We start from the raw sequence: 14486 nt of genomic DNA, 5'->3' as shown, positions 1-14486 counted from the left end.
GTTCCGAATGCACCCGCCGCTGCGACTTCTGCCAGATCGACACGGGCAAGCCGTCCCCTGTGGACATGTTTGAGCCCACCAAGGTGGCGCGCTCCGTCCAGGCCATGCAGCTGCGGTACGCCACGGTGACGGGCGTGGCCCGCGATGACCTCGCGGACGAGGGCGTCTGGCTCTATGCCGAGACGGTCCGCAAGATCCACGAACTTAACCCGGGTACCGGCGTCGAACTTCTGATTCCCGACTTCTCCGGCCGGCCCGAGCACATCGCGGCCATCTGCGACTCCAAGCCCGAGGTTTTTGCCCACAACGTTGAGACGGTTCCCCGGATCTTCAAGCGCATCCGCCCCGCGTTCCGCTATGAGCGTTCGCTGGATGTCATTACCCAGGGCCGCGACCTGGGAATGGTCACCAAGTCCAACCTGATCCTGGGCATGGGCGAGACCCGCGAGGAAATCTCGGAGGCCCTGCGCGACCTTCATGCGGCTGGCTGCGACCTGATCACCATCACCCAGTACCTGCGCCCGTCGGAACGGCACCTTCCGGTGGACCGCTGGGTCAAGCCGCAGGAATTCGTTGACCTGCAGGAGGAAGCTGACGAGATCGGCTTCCTGGGCGTGATGTCCGGTCCCCTGGTCCGGTCTTCCTACCGTGCGGGGCGCCTGTGGGCCACCGCCATGCGCAAGAAGGGCTGGGAGATCCCCGCCGAACTGGCGCACATCGAGAGTTCCGGCAGCACCCGGCAGGAAGCCAGCTCGCTGTTGGCGGCGCGTTCCTGACCACTTCGACTGACGTCCCCAAAGGCAGGGCCCCGGATCACTCCGGCGTCCTGCCTTTGGCGTCCGGTCACGTAGAATTAAGGCACTATGGCGAAATCCACTGAATCCAGCACCCCCAACCCGGCGGACGCACCAAAACGCGGCCTCTTTTCGCGAAAGCCGAAAGAAGCGAAGGCCAAAAAGCCCAGCCGGCTAAAGCAGATCCGCGAAGTCTTCAACATGACCCGCCGGCACGACCCCATGGTCCCGTGGCTGATGTTGCTGGTCTTCCTGGGCGTGACGGCAGTCGGCTTCCTGGTGGGTTACTGGCTGGAAAACTGGGTTACCGGCCTGATCATCGGCATCATGCTGGGCCTGCTCGGCGCCACCCTGATTTTGTCCCGGCGCGCTGAGCGGGCCGCGTTTGCGCAGATCGAGAACCAACCCGGCGCGTCCGGCGCAGCCCTCGGCACCCTCCGCCGCGGCTGGATCACCGAAGAGCAGCCGGTGGCCGTTAACCCCCGCACCCAGGATGCCGTGTTCCGGGCCGTCGGCCGGCCCGGCGTTGTGCTGATCAGTGAAGGCCCCACCCAACGGGTGAAGCCGCTGGTGGACGCGGAACGCAAACGGCTGTCCCGGATCCTGCCCAACGTTCCCGTGCACGTGATCGAAAGCGGCCGCGGCGAAGGCCAGGTACCCATCAGCCAGGTGGCCAAGAAGATGGGCAAGATGAAGAAGGAGCTCACCAAGCTCGAAGTCAACACCGTCTCCAAGCGGATCGCCTCGATGGGCACCCGGCTCCCCATCCCCAAGGGCATCGACCCCTACAAAGCGCGTCCCAACCGCGGACGCTAGACCCCAGACCGCCCCGGTCCCGGCTCCTGCCGGCTGCCGGGGCGTTCTTTTTTACCGCCGCAGCTCCCACGACAGGACCCCGACATGCCCGCCAAGACCATCGTGATCCGTATCTTCAAGATCCTCGCCATCGCCGAGGCCTGCAGCTGGGCTGCGCTCCTGATCGGGATGTACTTCAAGTGGATTGCCGGGACCACGGAAATCGGCGTGCAGGTTGCCGGGCCCATCCATGGTGCGTTGTTTGTGGGTTACGGCATCGCGGCGCTGGCCCTGTGGCGGCTGCAGCGCTGGCCTTTTGTGGTGGCGCTGTTCGCCGGGCTGTCCGCGGTGTTCCCCTTCGCCACCCTGGCTTTTGAACGCTGGGCCGGCAACCGCGGCTACCTGACCGCTGCACCGGCGCAGCAGGAAAAGCCGGCCAGGGAATCCAGCCGCGCCTGACAGGACCCGGTCAGCGCCGGATCAGCAAGGTGTTCATGGCGCGGTCGTGCAGGCCGCGCTGGTCCGGATCGAAGATCACGGCGGGAATCACCAGGCACAGCAGCAGCGCGCGCACCAGGGCGGCCAGCGGCCCGGGGGTGCCACCGCCGGGCCGGATGACCGAGATGCCCAGGAGCCGGTGTCCGATGCTGTAGCCGAGCGTGCCCACCAGGAGGGTCTGCTCGACGGCGAAGATCGCCAGGGTTGCCCATGCGTCGCCACCGAAGGCGTAGTTGCTGATGAGCAGCGCGAGGCCCCAGTCGACGATAATCGCGGCGAACCTGCGCCCCGCCCTGGCGATGGAGCCCGGTCCGCTTTCTGGAAGGCCAAGGCGGGCGCCGGGGTACCGGGAAATTCCAGACGTGTCAGGTCCGCTGAGCCAGGAACCAATGTCTTTGCGATCTACCACCACCCCAGTTTACCGGCGGTGCCGCCGGCAATTTTCCCAACATTCACCCGCCCACAGTGTGGATGGGGTTAGACCACAGTGTGGACACGGGATAGCGTTGTCCCTATAAGGGCATTCTGTAACCTGCCCGAAACAATGCGGACACGGACGGGAAATGCCGCGTCCATAGGCTGGTGGCAGTTTCAAGCAATTCCTTCCGGCAGGGACGATCATTGCGGTCGCCCCGCCTTCGGATTGCGCTGGATCAGCTGGCTTTCAGCCAGATATTCACATATGCGTTAGGAGCATAGATGTTCAAGACTGCGGACGAAGTCCTCAAGTTCATCAAGGACGAAGATATTAAGTTCGTCGATATCCGCTTCACCGATCTCCCGGGCGTCCAGCAGCACTTCAACGTCCCCGCGAAGAGTGTTGACGCGGACTTCTTCATCAACGGGCAGCTCTTCGACGGCTCCTCCATCCGTGGCTTCCAGGGCATCGCCGAGTCGGACATGCAGCTGATCCCGGACGTGACCACCGCGTTCCTGGACACCTTCCGCATGGAGAAGACCCTGGCGCTGAACTTCTCGATCGTGAACCCCCGCACGGGTGACCCGTACCACCGCGATCCCCGCGGCGTGGCCGAGAAGGCCGAGGCCTACCTGGCTTCCACCGGCATCGCCGACACCGCGTTCTTCGCTCCGGAAGCCGAGTTCTTCGTCTTCGACAACGTCCAGTACGAGTCCTCACCGCAGGGCAGCTTCTACAAGATCGACTCTGAAGAAGCACACTGGAACACCGGCCGCAAGGAAGAAGGCGGAAACCTCGGCTACAAGACCCCCATCAAGGGCGGTTACTTCCCGGTCTCCCCCACCGACAAGCAGGCCGACCTTCGCGACGCCATGTGTGTTGCCCTGGACGAGGCCGGCCTTGAGGTCGAGCGCAGCCACCACGAAGTCGGCTCCGCCGGCCAGGCTGAGATCAACTACAAGTTCACCACGCTGACCCACGCTGCCGATGACCTGCAGAAGTTCAAGTACGTCATCAAGAACACGGCAGATGCCTGGGGCAAGTCCGTGACCTTTATGCCGAAGCCCGTCTTCGGTGACAACGGCTCGGGCATGCACTGCCACCAGTCGCTGTGGACCGGCGGCGAGCCGCTGTTCTACGACGAGAAGGGCTACGCCGGCCTGTCCGACACCGCCCGCTGGTACATCGGCGGCCTGTTGAAGCACTCCTCGGCTGTCCTGGCCTTCACCAACCCGACGGTTAACTCCTACCGCCGCCTGGTCAAGGGCTTCGAAGCCCCGGTCAACATGGTTTACTCGCAGGGCAACCGCTCCGCCGGTATCCGCATCCCGATCACGGGTTCGAACCCGAAGGCCAAGCGCATCGAGTTCCGCGCTCCGGACCCCTCCTCCAACCCGTACCTGGCGTTCGCAGCCCAGCTGATGGCCGGCATCGACGGCATCCGCAACCGCATCGAACCCCCGGCTCCGATCGACAAGGACCTCTACGAGCTCCCCGCCGAGGAAGCCAAGGACATCCCCAAGGCTCCGGGCACGCTCGAGGAAGCCCTGGAGGCCCTGCGCGAGGACAACGAGTTCCTGCAGGCCGGTGGTGTCTTCACCCAGGACCTGATCGACACCTGGATCGACTACAAGTACGAGAACGAAATCAAGCCGCTCTCACTGCGCCCGAACCCGTACGAGTTCGAGCTGTACTACGGCGTCTAGTCCGTCAACACCAAAGCGGCCACCGGAAAACCGGTGGCCGCTTTTTTGTGCCCGCGGCTATCCGCGTGAGCGCTGGGCCAAGCGGAGGGTGGGAGCCCCGTTCCAGACGTGCTGAGACCGGGAACAGGGCCCCCTGACGAATGCCCCCCGAGACGAAGACCTGCTCAGCCTTCCCCCCAACAAGGTTGAAGGACACCGCCAATCCACATGATCGGCCAATCGGGAACCAAGCGCAATGCCCGGCCCGGCACGGCGTCATGCAGCCGACGCAAAACCGCTGAACATGATCCGCTGCGGGCCCGCGCTGCCGCCGGCGTACTGGCCGCGGTCCTCGAACCCGGCCGCCCGGTAGGCCGCCAGGCCCGCCGGGTTTTCCTCGTTGACGGAAAGGACGACGCCGGTCTCCGGACCTTGCAGCCGCAGCGTCAGTTTGTGCGCGGCCACCACCGCGGCGGCGGCGGCCGCGGTGCCGTGGCCACGGCCCTGGTACCGGCTGTCGATCAGGAAGCCCCGCAGCAGCCAGGCAGTACGGTCCGCCGGCCAGCCGGCAAGGCTGGCAGCCCCTGCCTGCAGGGTGAGCACACCCACAGCCCGGCCATCGGATTCGATCACGTACGGCAACCGTTCCTCCTCGGCCAGCCCGGCCAGGGCCATCCGGAGCGGGTCCCCCACGAAGCGTTCCTGGCCCGGACTGAGCCGCAGCGTGGCGACGGCGCCCAGCTGGATGGCCCGGGCGTCGTCGTCGAGGTCCCGGAGCGGGATGAGCCAGGCGCCGCCCTGCACGCGGTTCAGGACCCTGCGGGTCCGCTGCCGCTGTCTTCCGCGTCGGTGGCAGGCCCGGCCGGGTCCATCCAGAGAACCTCCCACAGGTGGCCGTCCGGGTCCTGGAAGCTGTGGTTGTACATAAAGCCGTGGTCGATGGCATCCTCCGACAGTGAGCCGCCGTTCGCCAGGGCCGTCCGGACGGCCTCGTCCACGGCTTCCCGGCTGTCCACGGAATAGGCCACGATAGCTTCGGCGGCACCGCTGGTGCTGGCCACTTCCTTCGCGGTGAAGGTTTTGAAGTAGTTCTCCACCAGCAGCATCACATAGGCGTTGTCGTTGACGATCATGCAGGTGGCGTTCTCGTCGGTGAAGTCCGGGTTGAAGGTGAACCCCAGGGCGGTGAAGAACTTCACGGACCGGGGCAGGTCCTTGACGGGCAGGTTCAGGAAGATTTGGGTAGCCATGCGCCCAAAGTTAGCACCGGCGCCCGGCGGCTGTCAGCCATTGCCCGTCCCGCAGGCCCAGCGGGGCGTCAGTGCCCATAGAAGACCCGTTCGAAGACCGCCCTGGCGCGCCGGCTCAGCCGCAGGTAGTCCTCTTCCAGGGCGGCAGCGTTTCCGGGTTCGTAGCCGCACCAGCGGGCCACTGCCTCCAGGTCGCGGCGGGACGAGGGCAGCAGGTCCGAGGCCTTGCCGGTCCAGATCACGTTGGCGGACCTGATCCGGCTGGCCAGCCGCCACGCGGAGGCCAGCAGGTCCGCATCCTCCCGGGCCAGCAGCCCCAGGTCAGCGGCTGCATCCAGCGCGCCCACCGTGGACGTGGTCCGCAGCTCCTGGTGCTGCCCGGCATGCTGCAGCTGGAGCAGCTGCACCAGCCACTCGACGTCGCTCAAGCCACCGCGGCCCAGCTTCAGGTGGCGGGCCGGGTCCGCACCGCGCGGCAGCCGCTCGGCCTCAACCCGCGCCTTGACCCGCCGGACCTCGCGCACGTCCTGCTCGGAGATTTCCTCCGGATACCGGATGGGTTCAATGAGCTGCAGGAAGTCCGCCGCCAGGGCGTCGTCCCCTGCCATGGGCCTGGCCCGCAGCAAAGCCTGTGCCTCCCAGACCAGCGACCAGCGCCGGTAATACTCCGCGTAGGAATCCAGCGAACGAACCATGGCACCGTTTTTTCCTTCGGGCCGGAGGTCGGCGTCCATCTGGAGGACCCGTTCGGCCATGATGGCAGGCTTCAACGGCTGGGTCAGCAGGCTGGAGACCTTGGCCACCATTCGCAGGCCCTGCTCCTGCGCCTCGGCGTCGGTGAACCCCGGCAGCGCCCGGTGGACGTACATAACATCCGCGTCGGAGCCGTACCCGATCTCCCGGCCGCCCTGCCGGCCCATGGCAACCACCAGCATGGCGGTCTTGAGCGGGCCCGACATCTGGACCACACTTTCAGCGACGCGGAGCGCGCCCAGCACGGCAGCCCGGTCCGTGTCCGCCAGCGCAGCCCCCACCTGGTCCTGGTCCAGCAGTCCCACGGAATCGGCGATCGCAATCCGCAGGATCTCGCGGCGCCGGATGAGCCGGATCAGGCGCATGGCGCTTTCCGGATCCGAGTGCCGCGACATCTTGGCCGTGATCTCCTGCCATTGGGCCTGGAACGGGACGGGCGCCAGGTCCTTGTCCTGCCCCAGCCACGCCACGGACTCCGGCGAGACTTCGAGCAGGTCGGCGATGAGCCGCGAGTTGGACAGCATGTGGCACAGCCGTTCAGCGGCGGCGGTGGAGTCCCGGAGCATACCCAGATACCAGTGGGTGGTGCCCAGCGCCTCGCTGACGCGCCGGAAGGCCAGCAGCCCGGCATCCGGGTCCACACCCTCCGCCAGCCAGTCCAGGAGCACGGGGAGCAACTGGCGCTGCAACGCTGCCCGCCTGCTCACCCCTGCCGTCAGCGCCTCGATGTGCCGCATGGCACCGGGCGGGTCAAGGTAGCCCAGCGCCGCAAGCCGGCCCTGCGCGGCTTCGGGAGTGAGCCGGGCGTCTTCGGAGCTGAGCTTTGCGGCGGTGTTCAGCAGCGGCCGGTAGAAGATCCGTTCGTGCAGTTCGCGGACCGAGCGTTTGGTCTTCTGCCAGGCGGCCAGCAAAGCGTCCGGGTGGGGCCGCTCGGTGGCAAAGGGGCCAAGGACTGCCTTGGCCAGGGACCGGAGGGCCGGGTCCGCTACGGGCATCAGGTGGGTGCGCCGCAGCTGGAACAGCTGGATCCGATGTTCGAGCAGCCGCAGGTAGCGGTAGGCATTGTCGAACGCGGCAGCGTCGGACCGGCCGATGTACCCGCCGGCGGACAGCGCAGCAATGGCCGAGGTGGTGTCGCGGCGGCGCAGCGACTCGTCAGCCTTGCCGTGGACCAGCTGCAGGAGCTGGACGGTGAATTCGACGTCGCGCAGGCCGCCACGGCCCAGCTTGATCTGGCGCTGCTCTTCGGCCGGCGGGATGTGGTCGGTGACCCGGCGCCGCATGGCCTGCACGGACTCCACAAATCCGTCCCGGCTGGCCGACGTCCAGATCAGCGGCGCCACCGCTTCCTCATAACGGCGGCCCAGGACGGCGTCGCCGGCAATGGTACGGGCCTTCAGCAGCGCCTGGAACTCCCAGCTTTCGGCCCAGCGCGCGTAATACGATTCGTGCGAGGCCAGGGTCCGCACCAGTGGACCGGATTTGCCCTCCGGGCGCAGGTTGGCGTCCACCTCCCAGAGGCCCGGCTCCCGGGCGAGGCCCATGATGGCGCGCGAAATGCCCGTGGCGAGTGCCGTGCCGATGGTATTGGCGTGGGCGTCATCCAACTGCCCCGCGTCCACCACGTAGATCACGTCGACGTCGGAAATGTAGTTCAGTTCCCGGGCGCCGCATTTGCCCATGCCAATGACGGCGAGGCCAATCCCGGCAACGTCCGAGGCACTGTGCTGCTCCGCTGCCTCGGCCCGCGCCACGGCGAGGGCCGCCTCGATGGCGGCACCTGCCAGGTCAGCCAGTTCGGCCCCCACTGCGGGCAGGAAATCCAGCGGGTCGGCGGCGCAGAGGTCCTTGACCGCAAGGTCCACCACTCCCCTGCGGTAGGCGGTGCGCAGCGCCACGTAGGCTTCCACTCCGGTCCGGGTGGCCACCGGCCTGGCAGCCCGCGGGTCGGCGCCCACGGACTGCAGAAGCACCGCGCGGAGCACGGCCGGGTCCGCCTGGACTGGCTCGGGGCTTGCCCGGACGTTGAAGGCCTCGAGGTGCTCCGGGTGCCGGATCAGGAACTCACCCAGCGCCTCGGAGGCGCCCAGCACCCGGTACAGCGGTTCGCTGGTTTCAGGGTCGGCTTCGGCGAGTTCCCGCAGCGCGGGGTGCTTCTCCACCAGGCGCACCAGGGACTGCAGCGCCGTATCCGGACTGGCAGCCATCTGCAGCCCGGCGAAGAGCCGGTCCTGGTCCAGGCCCTCCAGTTCCCGGGCAGCCAGGAACCGCCCTGCCTTCTCCAGGTCACTGAAGCCGGCCGAGATCAGGCGACGCGCCAGGCTCACGCCGGCAGCCTAGAGGATGCCGAGATTGCGCTGCAGCTCGTAAGGGGTGACCTGCAGCCGGTAGTCCTGCCATTCGGCCCGCTTATTGCGCAGGAAGTGCTCAAAGACCTGTTCGCCCAGGATCTGGGGCATCAGTTCAGAGTCCTCCATGGAGCGGATCGCATCGTGGAGGCTGGCGGGCAGCGGATCGTGGCCCATGGCGCGGCGCTCCGCGGAACTCAGCGACCAGACATCGTCCTCAGCGGCTGCCGGCAGGTCGTAGCCCTCTTCGATGCCCTTGAGCCCGGCACCGAGCAGGACGGCGTACGCCAAGTAGGGGTTGGCGGCGGAATCGATGCCGCGGTACTCGATCCGGGCGGACTGGCCCTTGCCCGGCTTGTACAGCGGAACCCGGACCAGGGCCGAGCGGTTGTTGTGGCCCCAGCTCAGGTAGCTGGGCGCCTCGCCGCCGCCCCAGAGGCGCTTGTACGAGTTCACGAACTGGTTGGTGACGGCCGTGAACTCAGGTGCGTGCTTGAGGATGCCGGCGATGAACTGCCGTGCGGTCTTGGACAGCTGGAACTCGGCGCCGGCCTCGTAGAAGGCGTTGGCGTCGCCTTCGAACAGCGAGAAGTGGGTGTGCATGCCGGAGCCGGGGTGGTCCGTGAACGGCTTGGGCATAAACGTGGCGTACGTGCCCTGCTGCAGCGCCACTTCCTTGATGACGGTGCGGAACGTCATGATGTTGTCCGCGGTCTGCAGGGCGTCAGCGTAGCGCAGGTCAATTTCGTTCTGGCCGGGGCCGGCCTCGTGGTGGCTGAACTCCACGGAGATGCCCACCGATTCGAGCATGGTCACGGCGGTGCGGCGGAAGTCCTGGGCGACGCCGCCGGGGACGTGGTCAAAGTAGCCGCCCTCGTCCACGGGGATCGGCGCGCCGTCCGGGCCCGGGGCCTGCGACTTGAGCAGGTAGAACTCGATTTCCGGGTGGGTGTAACAGGTGAAACCCATGTCGGCGGCTTTGGCCAGCGTGCGCTTGAGGACGTTGCGCGGATCGGCGGCGGAAGGTTCGCCGTCGGGGGTAAGGATGTCGCAGAACATCCGCGATGTCTGCTCCGTTTCGCCCCGCCACGGCAGGATCTGGAAGGTTGAGGGGTCCGGCTGGGCAAGCATGTCGGATTCGAAGACGCGGGCCAGGCCTTCGATGGCGGAGCCGTCAAACCCGAGGCCTTCCTCGAACGCCCCCTCCACTTCGGCCGGCGCCAGGGCCACTGACTTGAGCGATCCCACAACGTCGGTGAACCACAGGCGCACGAAGCGTACGTCGCGCTCTTCGATTGTGCGCAGGACAAACTCTTGCTGGCGGTCCATGAAGGCCTCTTCTCCGGTCAACGTCCATGCTCCGGGTCCACAAGAAAGGGAAGCCGGCAGCAGTTCACCAACACTGTACTAAGCATTCGACGGCGATGCTGAAGCCCGCACCGCGTGTAACACAGCGTTTACAACCGATCCAGGGTCCGCGCCAGCCGCCGCACGCGGCGGCCACCTGCAAATGGCCGGTGGATTATGACCCTTATCACCCGTGCGCCAGGACCCGGCCGGTAGCAGGGACCGCGCACCGCCCACTACGCTCGTGCCATGGACTCCAGCAACAGTGCAGCCTCAGCCACGCCCGCAGAACAGCCCGCCCCTTACGGCAACGGGCCGGGCCACGGTGCTGCGGGATCGGAACGGCGGCCCGCGAAGGTGCGGATCCACCACCTGCTGCAGGCCAAGCAGGACGGCACGAGGTTTGCCATGCTCACCGCGTATGAGCAGTACACGGCCGAAATTTTTGATGCCGCCGGGATCGAGGTGCTCCTGGTGGGCGACTCCGCCTCCAACAACGTCTACGGCAACGAAACCAGCCTGCCCGTAACGGTGGACGAGCTGCTGCCGCTCTGCCGGGCCGTGGCCCGCTCCGCGAAGCGCGCCCTGGTGGTGGCCGACCTGCCCTTCGGCAGCTACGAGGTCTCAGCGGAACAGGCGGTGGCGACGGGGGTCCGGTTCCTCAAGGAAGGCCTGGCCCACGCCGTCAAGATCGAGGGCGGCAAGTACTACGCGGATACCGTGAAGGCAATGGTCCAGGCCGGCATCCCGGTCATGGCGCACATCGGTTTCACGCCGCAAAGCGAACACTCGCTGGGCGGCTACCGGGTCCAGGGCCGGGGAGAGGACGCCCAGCGCTTGATTGACGACGCCGTGGCGCTGGCTGACGCCGGCGCGTTCAGCGTGCTGATGGAAATGGTTCCGGCCGCCACAGCGGCAGCCATCGATGCCGCCGTCGCAGTTCCCACGGTGGGGATCGGCGCCGGCAAGGAAACCACCGGCCAGGTGCTCGTCTGGCAGGACATGGCCGGGCTGCGCGGCGGAAAAATGGCCAAGTTCGTCAAGCAGTACGCGGACCTCCGCACCACGCTCCTGGACGCCGCCACGGCTTACGGCGAGGATGTCAGGTCCGGGCAGTTCCCCGGACCCGAGCACTCCTTCTAGCTCAGTCCTCGTCCTGCTTGTCCCACTGCTCGTTCCGGGCCCGCACCTTCTCCATCGCGTGCTCGGCTTCCTCACGGGTCTTGTAGGGGCCGATCAACTGGCTCCAGTCGGACTGCCGGTCCTCCTCGACCTCGTGGGTGTTGACGTTATACCAGTACTCACTCATGGCTGCTCCTGTCCCCGTCCGGCAGGCTGCCGGGCCTGACCTGCGTAACGTTCCTGCTGACGCGGTCCTGCCACGGCTTCCTGTTGCCAGGCGTTCTGTGGTCCCTTATATGATCAATCTATGCCTTCCCTTGCCTCCACTGCACCCATCGGCACCCTCACCCCGGGAACCGTGGGCCCGCAGCGCCCCGTTCCGGCAACCATCCCCCGCCCGGAGTACGTGGGCAGGCCCGCGCCGGCCAAATTCACCGGCTCCGAGGTGAAATCGGCCGAGACGGTGGAAAAGATCCGGGTGGCGGGCAGGATCGCGGCCCAGGCCATCGTGGAGGTGGGTAAGCACATCAAGCCCGGCGTGACCACTGACCAGCTGGACCAGGTGGGCCACGAGTTCCTCCTCGACCACCATGCCTACCCCTCCACCCTCGGCTACCGGGGTTTCCCCAAGTCGCTGTGCTCCTCCCTGAACGAGGTCATCTGCCACGGCATCCCGGACAGTACGGTGGTCCGTGACGGCGACATCATCAACATCGACATCACCGCATACATCAACGGTGTGCACGGCGACACCAACTTCACCTTCCCGGTGGGTGAGGTGGACGAGGATTCGCGGCTGCTGGTGGAGCGGACGCAGGAATCCCTGAACCGCGCCATCAAGGCCGTGGCCCCGGGCCGGGAGATCAACGTGATCGGCCGGGCCATCCAGTCCTACGCCAAGCGCTTCAACTACGGCGTGGTCCGCGATTTCACCGGCCATGGCGTGGGAGAGGCATTCCACACGGGGCTGATCATCCCGCACTATGACGCTGCGCCCGCCTACAACACGGTCATCGAGACCGGAATGGTGTTCACCATTGAACCGATGCTCACCCTGGGCACCGTGGAATGGGACATGTGGGCCGACGACTGGACAGTGGTCACCAAGGACCGCAAGCGCACCGCGCAGTTCGAACACACCCTGCTTGTTACGGAGTCCGGCGCGGAAATCCTCACGCTGCCGTAACCTGTTCCTTCAACCTTCGACGCCCGGTGCCTGCACCGGATGTCCGGGCCGGCAGTTCGCCGGTTCTCCCCTGCCCGCCACTGCACGAACGGATACCCCTTGGCCAAGAAGGACGAAAAGTCGCACAAGAACGCCCCGCTGATCGGCATCGACATCGGAGGGACGGGCATTAAGGGCGGCATTGTCGACCTTAAGAAGGGCAAGCTGCTCGGTGAGCGGTTCCGCGTGCCCACCCCGCAGCCGGCCACCCCCGAAGCGGTTGCTGAAGCAGTGGCACAGGTGGTCGCCGAACTCTCCGCCCGGCCCGAAGCCCCCGCCGCCGGTTCGCCGGTCGGTGTGACGTTCCCCGGCATCATCCAGCACGGCGTGGTGCATTCGGCCGCGAACGTGGACAAATCCTGGCTGGACACGGACATCGACGCCCTCCTGACCGAACGCCTGGGCCGCCCCGTGGAGGTCATCAACGATGCCGACGCCGCAGGCCTTGCCGAAGCGCGCTACGGCGCAGGCGAGGGCGTCGCCGGCACGGTCCTGGTGATCACGCTGGGCACCGGCATCGGTTCGGCGTTCATCTTTGACGGCAAGCTGGTACCCAACGCCGAACTGGGCCACCTGGAAGTGGACGGCTTCGACGCGGAGAGCAAGGCCTCCGCGGTGGCCCGCGAACGCGACGGCCTGTCCTGGGATGAATACAGTGTCCTCCTGCAGCGCTACTTCTCCCACGTCGAGTTCCTCTTCTCCCCCGAACTCTTTATTGTGGGCGGCGGGATCTCGAAGCGGGCGGACGAGTACCTGCCCAACCTCAAGCTGCGCACCAAAATCGTTCCGGCCCAGCTGCGCAACGAGGCAGGCATTGTGGGCGCCGCCATCGAAATCGCCCTGAAGCACAAACTGGCCAAGTAGCCGGTAGCTGCAACGGAACCGGCCGCCGGCGGCACCGACCGCGGGGTCCTGCTGGTTACCGGTGCCAGCCGCGGCATCGGGGCCGCCATTGCCCGGCGCGCCGCCCGTGCGGGTTACGCCGTGGTGGTGAACTACTCGGAGGACTCCGCCGGTGCGGAGCGGGTGCTCCAGGACATTCACGACGACGGCGGCACGGCACTGGCTGCACGCGCGGACATCAGCGTGCCCGCCGCCGTCGGCTCCCTTTTTGATGCCGCGGCGCGCCTGGGCGAGGTCACCGCCGTGGTCAACAACGCCGGGATTACCGGGAACCTGATCGGTAACCTGGTGGACATGCCGGCGGAAAACGTCAGCCGGGTGATGGACGTCAACGTCGGCGGCACCATCTTTATGTGCCAGGAGGCCGTGCGGCGGATGGGCACGCAGGCGGGTGGCCGCGGCGGGGCCATCATCAACATCTCCTCCACCGCCACCAAGGCCGGTTCACCAGGGACCTGGGCCCACTACGCTGCGTCCAAGGGCGCCGTGGATGTCCTGACCACAGGACTGGCCGCCGAGGTGGCACAGCATGGGATCCGGGTCAACGCCGTGGCCCCCGGCAGCACCAACACCGGGCTGCATGCCGCGGCAGGAATGCCGGACCGGGTGGCACGGCTGAACCCCACCATCCCGATGGGCAGGGGCGCCGAACCCGAAGAGGTGGCAGCCGCCGTCCTGTGGCTGCTTTCGGACGAGGCCGCCTACATCACCGGCGCCATCCTGCCCGTTTCCGGCGGCAGGTAACCGGCCGGGCCGGGGGGCCCAGGCAGCAGATGGACCGGTCCGGGGGTGCCGGCGGCGGCTGCGGCTTCCCCTCCGCGCCGCCACCGGCAAGCTAAAGGGCGCTTTTCTCCGGGCCCACGGGTGCCGTGGCCGGACCGGCCGCAGCGTCCTGGTCCGCTTCATGGCGGAGCAGGGAGATGGCTGTTTCGAAGTCCGCCAGGGACTCGAAGGCCTGGTAGACGCTGGCGAACCGGAGGTAGGCCACCTTGTCCAGCTTCTGCAGCGGGCCAAGAATCACCAGCCCCACCTCATGGGCGTCGATTTCCGCGGCTCCGGAGGCGCGGATCTGCTCCTCCACCTCCTGGGCCAGCAGCGCGAGGTCATCCTCGCTGACAGGCCTGCCCTGGCACGCCTTGCGGACGCCGTTAATGACCTTGCTGCGGCTGAACGGCTCACCGACGCCGGAGCGCTTGATCACGGACAGGCTGGTGGTTTCCACGGTGGTGAACCGGCGGCCGCAGCCAGGGCACTGGCGACGGCGGCGGATGGCCGAGCCGTCATCAGCCATGCGGCTGTCAACAACGCGGGAATCGGGATTGCGGCAGAACGGACAGTACAAGGTGTC

General features: G+C 66.9%; 15 protein-coding genes. 8 read left to right on the top strand and 7 right to left on the bottom strand.

Features of this window, described 5'->3' with window-relative positions:
- From ACU18_RS03620 to ACU18_RS03610, 3 genes are all read left to right on the top strand, one after another.
- The coding region (locus ACU18_RS03620) for a lipoyl synthase (RefSeq protein ID WP_050684176.1) at positions 1 to 776 on the top strand (776 nt) is incomplete at its 5' end.
- Between the two features lie 87 nt (positions 777 to 863).
- Positions 864 to 1610, top strand: coding sequence for a DUF4191 domain-containing protein (locus tag ACU18_RS03615; protein WP_050684175.1), 747 nt, complete (start codon positions 864 to 866; stop codon positions 1608 to 1610).
- 84 nt (positions 1611 to 1694) lie between these two features.
- On the top strand, positions 1695 to 2048 hold the full coding sequence (locus ACU18_RS03610) for a DUF3817 domain-containing protein (RefSeq protein ID WP_050684174.1): 354 nt from the start codon (positions 1695 to 1697) through the stop codon (positions 2046 to 2048).
- Between the two features lie 10 nt (positions 2049 to 2058).
- Here the strand turns inward: ACU18_RS03610 and ACU18_RS03605 are convergent, their stop codons facing one another.
- Positions 2059 to 2496, bottom strand: a complete 438-nt coding sequence (locus ACU18_RS03605) for an RDD family protein (RefSeq protein ID WP_050684178.1) — start codon at positions 2494 to 2496, stop codon at positions 2059 to 2061.
- 290 nt (positions 2497 to 2786) lie between these two features.
- On the opposite strand from ACU18_RS03605, the gene glnA (ACU18_RS03600) reads away from it, so the two are divergent.
- A complete protein-coding gene (gene glnA, locus ACU18_RS03600) occupies positions 2787 to 4211 on the top strand; it encodes a type I glutamate--ammonia ligase (protein WP_050684173.1) in 1425 nt (474 codons plus the stop codon).
- Positions 4212 to 4466: 255 nt separating this feature from the next.
- On the opposite strand, the gene ACU18_RS03595 is transcribed toward glnA (ACU18_RS03600), so the two are convergent.
- The 4 genes from ACU18_RS03595 to glnA (ACU18_RS03580) form a co-directional block, all read right to left on the bottom strand.
- Positions 4467 to 4994 (bottom strand): GNAT family N-acetyltransferase, encoded by a 528-nt coding sequence (locus ACU18_RS03595; RefSeq protein WP_050684172.1) that lies wholly within the window; start codon positions 4992 to 4994, stop codon positions 4467 to 4469.
- A 5-nt stretch (positions 4995 to 4999) separates the two neighbouring features.
- Positions 5000 to 5440, bottom strand: a complete 441-nt coding sequence (locus ACU18_RS03590; protein WP_050684171.1) for a VOC family protein — start codon at positions 5438 to 5440, stop codon at positions 5000 to 5002.
- 68 nt (positions 5441 to 5508) lie between these two features.
- Complete coding sequence (locus ACU18_RS03585; protein ID WP_050684170.1) at positions 5509 to 8520, bottom strand: bifunctional [glutamine synthetase] adenylyltransferase/[glutamine synthetase]-adenylyl-L-tyrosine phosphorylase; 3012 nt, start codon at positions 8518 to 8520, stop codon at positions 5509 to 5511.
- A 9-nt stretch (positions 8521 to 8529) separates the two neighbouring features.
- A complete protein-coding gene (gene glnA, locus ACU18_RS03580; protein WP_050684169.1) occupies positions 8530 to 9870 on the bottom strand; it encodes a type I glutamate--ammonia ligase in 1341 nt (446 codons plus the stop codon).
- Positions 9871 to 10137: 267 nt separating this feature from the next.
- Between glnA (ACU18_RS03580) and panB the strand changes: the two genes are divergently transcribed.
- Entirely contained in the window at positions 10138 to 11031 is an 894-nt protein-coding gene (panB, locus tag ACU18_RS03575) for a 3-methyl-2-oxobutanoate hydroxymethyltransferase (protein WP_050684168.1), read from the top strand.
- Position 11032: 1 nt separating this feature from the next.
- Here panB and ACU18_RS19545 read toward each other — a convergent pair whose 3' ends face one another.
- A complete protein-coding gene (locus ACU18_RS19545) occupies positions 11033 to 11197 on the bottom strand; it encodes an SPOR domain-containing protein (RefSeq protein ID WP_157370968.1) in 165 nt (54 codons plus the stop codon).
- Between the two features lie 120 nt (positions 11198 to 11317).
- Here ACU18_RS19545 and map point away from each other — a divergent pair, with 120 nt between their 5' ends.
- The 3 genes from map (at position 11318) to ACU18_RS03560 (ending at position 13882) form a co-directional block, all read left to right on the top strand.
- Positions 11318 to 12196, top strand: coding sequence for a type I methionyl aminopeptidase (map, locus tag ACU18_RS03570; RefSeq protein ID WP_050684167.1), 879 nt, complete (start codon positions 11318 to 11320; stop codon positions 12194 to 12196).
- 99 nt (positions 12197 to 12295) lie between these two features.
- Positions 12296 to 13099 carry a polyphosphate--glucose phosphotransferase gene (gene ppgK, locus ACU18_RS03565; protein ID WP_050684166.1) on the top strand — a complete coding sequence of 268 codons (804 nt, stop codon included), beginning with the start codon at positions 12296 to 12298 and terminating at the stop codon, positions 13097 to 13099.
- 48 nt (positions 13100 to 13147) lie between these two features.
- Positions 13148 to 13882, top strand: a complete 735-nt coding sequence (locus tag ACU18_RS03560) for an SDR family oxidoreductase (protein WP_050684165.1) — start codon at positions 13148 to 13150, stop codon at positions 13880 to 13882.
- A 91-nt stretch (positions 13883 to 13973) separates the two neighbouring features.
- Here ACU18_RS03560 and nrdR read toward each other — a convergent pair whose 3' ends face one another.
- Positions 13974 to 14480: a transcriptional regulator NrdR gene (gene nrdR, locus ACU18_RS03555; RefSeq protein WP_050684164.1), complete on the bottom strand. Its 507-nt coding sequence runs from the start codon at positions 14478 to 14480 to the stop codon at positions 13974 to 13976.
- Positions 14481 to 14486: the final 6 nt, after the last annotated feature.

Source organism: Arthrobacter sp. ZBG10 (assembly GCF_001238605.1).
In the GTDB taxonomy this organism is placed as follows: domain Bacteria; phylum Actinomycetota; class Actinomycetes; order Actinomycetales; family Micrococcaceae; genus Arthrobacter.
This window is presented reverse-complemented; position numbering and strand designations above follow the sequence as displayed.

Coding starts and splice junctions, on each gene's coding strand:
- ACU18_RS19545 (WP_157370968.1), bottom strand. CDS start 11,197: ATGAGTGAGTACTGGTATAACGTCAACACCCACGAGGTCGAGGAGGAC.
- ACU18_RS03615 (WP_050684175.1), top strand. CDS start 864: ATGGCGAAATCCACTGAATCCAGCACCCCCAACCCGGCGGACGCACCA.
- ACU18_RS03610 (WP_050684174.1), top strand. CDS start 1,695: ATGCCCGCCAAGACCATCGTGATCCGTATCTTCAAGATCCTCGCCATC.
- glnA (WP_050684169.1), bottom strand. CDS start 9,870: ATGGACCGCCAGCAAGAGTTTGTCCTGCGCACAATCGAAGAGCGCGAC.
- ACU18_RS03590 (WP_050684171.1), bottom strand. CDS start 5,440: ATGGCTACCCAAATCTTCCTGAACCTGCCCGTCAAGGACCTGCCCCGG.
- map (WP_050684167.1), top strand. CDS start 11,318: ATGCCTTCCCTTGCCTCCACTGCACCCATCGGCACCCTCACCCCGGGA.
- glnA (WP_050684173.1), top strand. CDS start 2,787: ATGTTCAAGACTGCGGACGAAGTCCTCAAGTTCATCAAGGACGAAGAT.
- panB (WP_050684168.1), top strand. CDS start 10,138: ATGGACTCCAGCAACAGTGCAGCCTCAGCCACGCCCGCAGAACAGCCC.